Origin of the sequence: Flavobacterium sp. (genome assembly GCF_043720215.1) — a bacterium.
Lineage (GTDB): Bacteria > Bacteroidota > Bacteroidia > Flavobacteriales > Flavobacteriaceae > Flavobacterium.
This window is the reverse complement of sequence record NZ_JAYSSZ010000186.1, coordinates 1-9,375: the sequence shown is the minus strand read 5'-3', so window position 1 is coordinate 9,375 and position 9,375 is coordinate 1. Positions and strand designations below refer to the sequence as shown.

Genomic DNA, 9,375 nt, shown 5'->3' with positions numbered 1-9,375 from the left:
GCCATTTAATTCAGTTAAAAATTGATTTCCTTCTTCGGTCAAGCCATAATATTTTCGTGGCGGACCTGATAATGATTCTTCCCAGCGGTAGTCAAGTAATCCGTCGTTTTTAAGTCTTGTTAAAAGCGGATAAACGGTTCCTTCTACCACAAGTAATTTTGCGTTTTTTAGGGTGTCTAATATTTCTGATGTGTATGCTTCTTTATCTTTTAAGACTGATAAGATGCAAAACTCAAGAACACCTTTTCGCATTTGCGCTTTTGTGTTTTCAATGTTCATAGATTTTCTTTTTTAATGATTAAACTGTTCATTTTTTGATTGATTTTTGATTTAGCCTTTCGGCTGATGATTGAAACTTATTTTAGAAAATTAATAGTAAAAGGATATTTGAAATATTCTCCTTCACTAGTTTTTATTGCTGCATATATAATTAAGAAGAATTCAGAAATTTTCATAAAACAAAATAATGCGATTGCGATTATTGCTATTAGAACAATTCCTGTAATATTTCCAGTTGATAATTTTTCGATAATAAAATCGCCATTTTCAATTTCATTAAAACTCACATTACTGAATACAGAAAAAAGTAAAGTTGGAATTGAAATAAATAATAACAACAAGGAGTATAATAACATACTTAACTGAAAATTTAAGATTTGCTTTCCATTATGGTTTATAAATTCTGATGAATCTTTTTTGCTTCCCCATAATACAATAGGTAAAATATAATTTCCAAAAGGAATAAAATATTTAGTTAATGCACTTAAATGAATAAATGTCGAGTAGCTTTTTTCGTTGTTTGATGTTAGCGTTGTTTCCATGATTTTGATTTTTTTGATTAATTTTTTAATAGTACTTTCTTTGGACTATTAATTTCTTATGCAAAGATACGTCTAAAAAAAGGTATTGTGTATTGCAAAGTACTAAATATTAACGTTTTTTTAACAAATCAAAATAATAGGCACGCATAGTATTTTTTTGTACATTAGCGAAAAATATAGTGTTATGGAGTTTTCAGCATCAAATTTAAACAAGTTTTTATTTTTCAAATTACCTTCTGCTTTTTTATGTGGTGTGAGAGCAAAAAGTATAAACGAATCACAATGTGTAGTAACTGTGAAACATCGTTGGATGAATCAAAACCCATTCAAATCGATGTATTTTGCCGTACAAGCCATGGCTGCCGAACTCACAACAGGAGCAATGGTTATGTTGCATATTAAAAAAAGCAAACGAAACATATCTATGTTGGTTGCTAATAACAAAGGAAACTTTACTAAAAAAGCGACTGGAAGAATCACTTTTACTTGCAACGACGGACATCTTATAGAAGAAGCTGTAAAAAGAACGCTAGAAACAGGAGAAGGACAAACCTTCTGGATGAAATCGATTGGAACCAACGAAAAAGGAGAGCAAGTTTCTGAAATGGATTTTGAGTGGAGTATTAGAGTAAAATAAATTGTATCTAACAATAGTTAAAATCAATACAATTAATAAATACTTAAGACAATCATTTAGTAATTTTATACAAAAATTATAATGAAAGTCTTAATAACTGGCGCTACAGGTCTCGTAGGTTCTGCACTTACCGAATTGCTTTTGCAAAATGGGTTAAAAATAAATTATCTCACTACAAACAAAAATAAAATCGAACACCAACCCAATTATAATGGGTTTTATTGGAGTCCAGAGTCTGGAGTTATCGACGAAAATTGTCTAATAGGTGTAAATACAATCATACATTTAGCAGGTGCAAGTATTGCAAAACGATGGACATCTAAATACAAACAGGAAATAATTGAAAGTAGGGTATTATCGGCAAACTTGTTATTTAATGCTTTAAAAAACAATCCGCATCAAGTAAAACAAGTCATTTCGGCATCAGCTATAGGAATTTATCCGGATAGTTTAAAAAATTATTATTCTGAGGATTTTAAAAAATTTGATAATACATTTCTTTCTAATGTAGTTGTGAAATGGGAAGAATCCATTAATCAAATAGAAAGACTAAATATTAATGTTTGTATACTTCGTATAGGTTTAGTTCTTGCTAAAAATGGCGGTGCACTTCCGGAAATACTAAAACCTATTAAATTAGGATTAGGCTCGCCATTTGGTTCAGGAAAACAAGTTCAATCTTGGATTCATATTCACGATTTAGCAAATATGTTTTTGTATGCTTTACAAAATAATCTTCAAGGAACTTATAATGCAGTAGCTCCAACACCAGTTACCAATTATGAATTAAATTATTCTGCGGCAAAAATTTTAGAAAAACCTTTTTTTATGCCTAATGTTCCCCAATTCGTAATGAAATTAATACTAGGAGAAATGCATACGTTACTTTTTGAAAGCCAAAATGTAAGTTCAAAAAAAATAAAAGAGAAAGGTTTTGTATTTCAATACAAGCTTATTCAATCTGCATTAAATCAACTTTTATATAAATAAAAAAGACGTTCATAGTGGTGAACGTCTTTCTGGTATGATGAATTAATAATAGTATATAAAAAAGTATTGCGTGTGTATTCAGGATATAATATATTCAAATATAATCAATAAACAGCAACTCTTTCTTAAAATTATATTAAAATTAAGAATGACAATTTGACATTTATTTTATAATTGGCAGTACTTTTGCAATCTCAAAAGAATGTTTCAAAATATATTTAAAAATAAATCAAAAATGACTACGGAGAATACTGAAATTGATAAAGAGTTAGATGAAATAACATTAGAAGAAAATGCTAATGGAGAACAATTAATCATAGAAGAATTAAGTGTTGAAGAACAATTAGCAAAAGATTTAGCTCACGAAAAAGATAAGTTTTTGCGTCTTTTTGCTGAATTCGAAAATTATAAAAAACGCACTACTAAAGAAAGAATAGACTTGTTTAAAACTGCCAATCAGGAAGTTTTGCAAGCCATGTTGCCAGTTATGGATGATTTTGACAGAGCTATTGTCGAAATTTCTAAATCAGAAGATGATAATTTAGTAAAAGGAGTAGAGCTTATACATACCAAACTAAAAGACACTTTGTTCTCAAAAGGATTGGAAGTTATGGAAGTTAGAGCTGGAGATGCATTCAATGCTGATTATGCTGAAGCAATTACACAAATTCCTGCAGGAGATAAACTAAAAGGAAAAATTGTCGATGTGATTGAAAAAGGTTACAAATTAGGTGATAAAATTATCCGTTTTCCTAAAGTAGTTATTGGAAATTAAATCAAATTGTCACCCTAAACGAAAGTAAAGGGTAAAATAATAAAAATGAAAAAAGATTTTTACGAAATATTAGGCATTACAAAAAGTGCTTCAGAAGCTGAAATAAAAAAAGCCTATCGCAAAAAAGCAATCGAGTTTCACCCAGACAAAAATCCTGGTGATGCAGCTGCTGAAGAAAATTTCAAGAAAGCTGCCGAAGCTTATGAAGTGTTAAGTGATCCACAAAAGAAAGCGCAATACGACCGTTTCGGACACCAGGCCTTTGAAGGTGGTAATGGTGGAGGCAGTGGTTTTCATGGAGGCGGTATGAATATGGACGATATTTTCAGTCAATTTGGAGATATTTTCGGTGGTGGTGGTTTCGGCGGATTTGGAGGCGGAGGCGGAGGTCAGCGTCGTACTAAAGGAAGTAATTTGAGAATCAAAGTCAAATTAACGCTAGAAGAAATTGCCAATGGTGTCGAGAAAAAAGTAAAAGTCAAACGTAAAGTACAAGCACAAGGTGTTTCATACAAAACGTGTTCTACTTGTAATGGCCAAGGTCAGGTAATGCGTGTTACAAATACTATTTTGGGTCGTATGCAATCGGCTTCAACTTGTCCAACTTGTGGAGGTTCAGGTCAAATGTTAGACAAAAAACCTGCCAATGCCGATGCACAAGGAATGATTTTAGAAGACGAAACGGTTTCTATAAAAATCCCCGCTGGTGTTGTAGATGGAATGCAATTAAAAGTGTCTAACAAAGGAAACGACGCGCCAGGAAATGGAATTCCAGGTGATCTTATCGTTGCTATCGAAGAAATAGAACACGAATTCTTAAAACGTGAAGGCGAAAATTTACATTACGATTTGTATATTAGTTTTGCTGAAGCTGTCCTAGGAATATCTAAAGATATTGAAGCAGTAAACGGGAAAGTTCGCATCAAATTAGAAGAAGGAATACAATCAGGAAAAATTCTCCGACTAAAAGGAAAAGGAATTCCAAGTATCAATAGCTACGGAAATGGTGATTTGCTAGTTCATGTAAATGTTTGGACACCAAAAACTTTAAACAAGGAGCAAAAGCAATTTTTTGAAAATAATATTTCAAACGAAAACTTTATTCCAAGTCCAGAAAAATCAGAAAAATCATTCTTTGAGAAAGTAAAAGATATGTTTTCATAATTTATAGAACGGGTTTTATATCCGTTTTATTTTTTTTCCCATCTTAGTGCAAATTAAGGTGGGTTTTTTGTAACAAATAGCTACACTTTTCTACTAATTCTTTACATTTACACATGCGAGGTCAAAAAGGCTGAACAGACGAAACAAATCAACTTTCTACAATGAGTAATATTCTTGAAGTTAAAAATGTAGTCAAACAATATGGCGATTATACTGCCCTAAATAGTGTTTCATTACAAGTTCCTAAAGGTAGTATTTACGGTCTTTTAGGTCCTAATGGTGCCGGAAAAACCTCTTTAATTCGTATCATCAATCAAATTACGATGCCAGATAGTGGTGAGATAATTCTCGACGGAGAAAAACTCGCTCCACATCATGTTCAACATATTGGTTATATGCCAGAAGAACGTGGTTTGTATAAAACGATGAAAGTAGGTGAACAATGTTTGTATCTCGCACAACTAAAAGGATTGTCTAAAGCCGAAGCACAAAAACAACTTAAATATTGGTTCGAAAAATTTGAAATTGAAGGTTGGTGGAATAAAAAAATCCAAGAATTATCCAAAGGAATGGCGCAAAAAGTACAGTTTGTGGTTACGGTTTTGCATCAACCAAAATTATTAATTTTCGATGAACCATTTTCAGGTTTCGATCCTGTAAATGCCAATTTAATAAAAGACGAAATCTTAGAATTAAAGAAAAAAGGATCTACTATTATTTTCTCGACACATCGTATGGAAAGTGTCGAAGAATTGTGTGACGATATTGCTTTAATACATAAATCGAATAAATTGATTGAAGGAAGACTGGAAGATGTAAAACGCCAGTACCGAAAAAATACGTTCCAAGTAGGAATTATGACAAATAATGTAGAGGGTTTAATGTACGATTTAACTCAGAAATTTACTGTTGGTCAAACGGATTTCAAATCTCTAAATGATGACTTGAAACTAGAGATAGATTTAGGAACGGCAACATCAAATGAGTTGTTAAGTATTTTGACAAATAGAGGTCAAGTAACTCATTTTGCAGAAAACATTCCGAGTGTAAACGATATATTTATTCAAACAGTAAGTAACTAGACTTGCTTAGATAGCTAGATTTTTAGACAACTTAGATAGAAAAAAATCTAAGAATCTAAAAAGTCTAACAAACCAAGTAGTCATAAAGAAATCTAAGAAATCTAAGAAGTCTAACAATCTAATAATCTAAAATGTCTGTATTATCACTAATCATAAAAAGAGAATTTATTGCAAAAGTTCGTAATAAATCATTTATCATAATGACTTTTTTAAGTCCATTATTAATCGTAGGATTGTCATTTTTTGTGGGTTATCTCGCTAGTATGAATAAAGATGAGGTTACAAAAATCGCTATTCATGATGAATCTGGAGTTTTAAAATCCGATTTCAAAAACACGAAAGAAACGGTTTACGTCGATTTATCAGGAATGCCATTACAATTAGCAAAAGACACCGCAAGCAAGAACTACGAAGGACTTATTTTTATCCCTAAAGTTGCCAATACTCAAGAATTGTCTTCTAAAGTCGAATATATTTCAGACGATAGTCCAAGTATGGAATTCATCATGGGAATTGAAAAAGTAATCGATGCTAAATTAACACAAAACAACTTAACTACATTAGGTTTTGATTACGATAAAATCGAAAAAGCAAAGGTAGATTCTAATATACATTTAACTAAGTTTTCTGGAGAAGATACCATAAAAGGTATCAACGAAATGAAGATTGCAATTGGTGGAGCATTTGGTTACTTAATCATGATGTTCATTATCATTTACGGTAATTTCGTCATGCGAAGTGTTATCGAAGAAAAAACATCTCGAATTATCGAAATCATCATCTCATCGGTAAAACCATATCAATTAATGATGGGTAAAATCATTGGGAATTCATTAGCAGGAATTCTACAATTTGCCATTTGGGCAATCGTAGGAGCAATTTTATTATTTGGAATTTCGGCATTCTTTGGCATACAAACTGGTGCGCAAGCCAGCATCAATCCAGCAATGGCAAATGCAGTTCAGCATGAATTAGGAACTACAATGCAAAGTTATCTCAAAGAGTTTTTCAATTTACCATTAGGAACATTAATCACTTGTTTCGTAATCTATTTCATAGGAGGATATTTCCTATATAGCTCATTTTATGCAGCTATCGGAGCTGCTGTCGATTCCGAAACCGATTCCCAACAATTCTTATTGCCAATCATTATGCCACTTATGTTAGGTGTTTACATCGGTTTTTTTACTGTAATAAATGATCCGCACGGAACGGTAGCTACAGTGTTTTCTATGATTCCACTTACATCACCTATTGTTATGCTAATGCGAATTCCGTTTGGTGTGCCATGGTGGCAATTAGTACTATCTATCACTATATTGTTTGCAACATTCCTAGGCGTAGTCTGGTTTGCTTCAAAAATTTACCGAGTTGGAATCCTAATGTATGGTAAAAAACCAACCTGGAAAGAATTATACAAATGGCTTAAATATTAATTTAAGGTGCAAAGTTTCAAAGAGTCAAAGTTTTTCCTTTGAAACTTTGTAACTTTGCACCTTTGAAACTAAAAAAAATGAGCAAAATTCTAATCATCGAAGACGAACCAGCAATCCGACGTGTATTAACCAAAATACTAACGGAAGAAAGCGATACTTATATTGTTGATGAAGCCGAAGATGGCGTACAAGGTCTGGAGAAAATAAAAAACGAAGACTATGATTTAGTGCTGTGCGACATCAAAATGCCAAAAATGGACGGTGTCGAAGTTCTTGAAGCTGCAAAAAAACTCAAACCCGAAATACAAATGGTGATGATTTCTGGTCACGGAGATCTAGAAACAGCTGTAAATACTATGAGATTGGGCGCTTTCGATTATATTTCCAAACCACCAGATTTAAATAGGTTATTAAATACTGTTCGTAATGCTTTAGATAAAAAAAAGTTAGTTGTAGAAAACAAAATACTAAAAAAGAAAGTTTCTAAAAACTACGAAATGATAGGCGAGAGCCAACCCATCAATCACATCAAAGACATGATTGAAAAAGTAGCACTAACTGAAGCTAGAGTTTTAATCACTGGACCGAACGGAACAGGAAAAGAACTCGTAGCACATCAATTACATGAAAAAAGCGAAAGAGCCAATTTCCCAATAATCGAAGTAAACTGTGCTGCAATTCCATCAGAATTGATAGAAAGTGAATTATTCGGCCACGTAAAAGGAGCCTTTACATCGGCAGTGAAAGACCGTGCAGGAAAATTCGAAGCAGCCGATGGTGGAACTATTTTTCTAGATGAAATAGGAGATATGAGTCTTTCGGCACAAGCCAAAGTTCTGCGTGCCTTACAAGAAAGTTTGATACAAAGGGTAGGAGCAGACAAAGACATAAAAGTAAATGTTCGTGTTGTAGCTGCTACCAATAAAGATTTAAAAAAAGAAATAGCAGAAGGTCGTTTCCGTGAGGATTTATACCATCGTTTGGCTGTAATTTTGATAAAAGTTCCGGCTTTAAATGATCGTCGTGATGATATTCCTCTGTTAATAGAACATTTTAATGATAAGATTGCCTCAGAACAAGGAAATGTGTCAAAAGTATTCACTAAACAAGCTATAAAATTATTACAAGAATACGACTGGACAGGAAATATTCGTGAACTAAGAAACGTAGTAGAACGCTTAATTATTTTAGGTGGAAACGAAATTTCTGAAGACGATGTAAAACTGTTTGCAAGTAAATAATAAATTAAAAGATTTAAATAATTAAATCTTTCAGTCAATTAAAATGAAACTAAAAAAAATAAACGAAAACCTGCAACAAGCACTTATCGAAAACGGTTTAACCGAAGCCAATGAGTTGCAACAAGAAACATTTAGTACTATAAAAAGTGGTGCCGATGCAGTTGTAGTTGCGCCAAAAGGTTCTGGAAAATCGACAACAATAATTATTAATGTGATTCAGCGAATGGAAAAATCCGTTGGCGAAAGCACAAGAGTTTTAATCATTGTCGAAAACAAAGAACGTGTTCTAGAAATGGAAGAAATGTTCATGAAATATGCCAAATATCATGATTTAAGTATTTTGGGAGTACATGACAAAGGCGATATCGATTATGATAAAAACATTATTTCATTAGGATTAGATGTGCTTATTGGAACGCCAAATAGGATAAATGCTATGTTTGCTTCGGCAGGATTTAATATAAGTACAGTAAAAATGTTTGTGGTCGATGATGCTGATATTCTTTTCAGAAACCGCATGGATGCTGTTATTCATCGTTTGTCAAATAGCATCGATAAAACACAAAGGCTTTTCTTTACCACCGATTTAACCGAAAGAGTAGAATCTCTAGCAGATAAAATAATGATCGAACCTTTGTTTTTTGAAATGGAAGACGAGGAAGACAAGGAAGAAGATGAGGAAGAAAACGAAGATTAATTTAAAATAAAAAGAATATGGGATTGATGAAAATATTTTCGGGAAGCGAAATTTTAGCACAAGCATTACAAGCAAAAATTGAAGCGGTTGGCGTAAGTACAATTGTAAAAAATAACATACAATCGGCTAAATTAGCAGGTTTTGGAACTGCCGATCAAGCTGTAGAAGTTTTTATTCAAGAAATAGATTTTGGAAAAGCAAATCCAGTGATTGAAGAATTTAGAATGAGTATTTAATCGAAATTTGCACAAAAGTAAACCACTAATTTAAATTAGTGGTTTTTTTTATTTAAGTAAGTACAATTTAGCACAAGCTCTAGCATCAGATAATGCTTCGTGGTGATTGAGTTTAATATCCATTTCACGACAACAATCACTTAATTTTGTAGGTTTTAATCCTTTGGCTTTATAAATTTTTACAGTACATTCCCATTTTTCAGAAATATTCAAATCGGTATAATCCAAACCATAAAGCGCCATAGATTTCATCAATACATTCCTGTCAAAGCTTTCATTATGAGCAACTACAATTC

The 9,375-nt window shown here is 32.4% G+C and carries 12 protein-coding genes; 9 read left to right on the top strand and 3 right to left on the bottom strand.

Going from position 1 to position 9,375, the window contains the following annotated elements; genetic code table 11:
* Together ACHZC3_RS08570 and ACHZC3_RS08565 are read right to left on the bottom strand one after the other, a co-directional pair.
* Positions 1 to 279 (bottom strand): PadR family transcriptional regulator (locus ACHZC3_RS08570; protein WP_394759458.1); only part of this gene is annotated, 279 nt, incomplete at its 3' end.
* 77 nt (positions 280 to 356) lie between these two features.
* Positions 357 to 821: a DUF4870 domain-containing protein gene (locus ACHZC3_RS08565; RefSeq protein WP_394759457.1), complete on the bottom strand. Its 465-nt coding sequence runs from the start codon at positions 819 to 821 to the stop codon at positions 357 to 359.
* Between the two features lie 184 nt (positions 822 to 1,005).
* Between ACHZC3_RS08565 and ACHZC3_RS08560 the strand changes: the two genes are divergently transcribed.
* The 9 genes from ACHZC3_RS08560 to ACHZC3_RS08520 all read left to right on the top strand — a co-directional run bounded on the left by ACHZC3_RS08560 (position 1,006) and on the right by ACHZC3_RS08520 (position 9,079).
* Positions 1,006 to 1,458: a DUF4442 domain-containing protein gene (locus ACHZC3_RS08560; RefSeq protein ID WP_394759456.1), complete on the top strand. Its 453-nt coding sequence runs from the start codon at positions 1,006 to 1,008 to the stop codon at positions 1,456 to 1,458.
* Between the two features lie 81 nt (positions 1,459 to 1,539).
* Complete coding sequence (locus ACHZC3_RS08555) at positions 1,540 to 2,448, top strand: TIGR01777 family oxidoreductase (RefSeq protein WP_394759455.1); 909 nt, start codon at positions 1,540 to 1,542, stop codon at positions 2,446 to 2,448.
* A gap of 202 nt (positions 2,449 to 2,650) precedes the next feature.
* Positions 2,651 to 3,223, top strand: coding sequence for a nucleotide exchange factor GrpE (locus ACHZC3_RS08550; protein ID WP_394759454.1), 573 nt, complete (start codon positions 2,651 to 2,653; stop codon positions 3,221 to 3,223).
* Positions 3,224 to 3,268: 45 nt separating this feature from the next.
* Entirely contained in the window at positions 3,269 to 4,387 is a 1,119-nt protein-coding gene (gene dnaJ, locus ACHZC3_RS08545; protein WP_394759453.1) for a molecular chaperone DnaJ, read from the top strand.
* A gap of 161 nt (positions 4,388 to 4,548) precedes the next feature.
* Entirely contained in the window at positions 4,549 to 5,469 is a 921-nt protein-coding gene (locus ACHZC3_RS08540) for an ABC transporter ATP-binding protein (protein WP_394759452.1), read from the top strand.
* A gap of 131 nt (positions 5,470 to 5,600) precedes the next feature.
* Entirely contained in the window at positions 5,601 to 6,905 is a 1,305-nt protein-coding gene (locus ACHZC3_RS08535; protein ID WP_394759451.1) for an ABC transporter permease, read from the top strand.
* 77 nt (positions 6,906 to 6,982) lie between these two features.
* A complete protein-coding gene (locus ACHZC3_RS08530) occupies positions 6,983 to 8,146 on the top strand; it encodes a sigma-54-dependent transcriptional regulator (protein ID WP_394759450.1) in 1,164 nt (387 codons plus the stop codon).
* A gap of 43 nt (positions 8,147 to 8,189) precedes the next feature.
* Positions 8,190 to 8,843, top strand: a complete 654-nt coding sequence (locus tag ACHZC3_RS08525) for a DEAD/DEAH box helicase (protein WP_394759449.1) — start codon at positions 8,190 to 8,192, stop codon at positions 8,841 to 8,843.
* A 17-nt stretch (positions 8,844 to 8,860) separates the two neighbouring features.
* Complete coding sequence (locus ACHZC3_RS08520; protein WP_394759448.1) at positions 8,861 to 9,079, top strand: putative signal transducing protein; 219 nt, start codon at positions 8,861 to 8,863, stop codon at positions 9,077 to 9,079.
* A gap of 48 nt (positions 9,080 to 9,127) precedes the next feature.
* Here ACHZC3_RS08520 and ACHZC3_RS08515 read toward each other — a convergent pair.
* Positions 9,128 to 9,375 (bottom strand): exonuclease domain-containing protein (locus ACHZC3_RS08515; protein ID WP_394759447.1); only part of this gene is annotated, 248 nt, incomplete at its 5' end.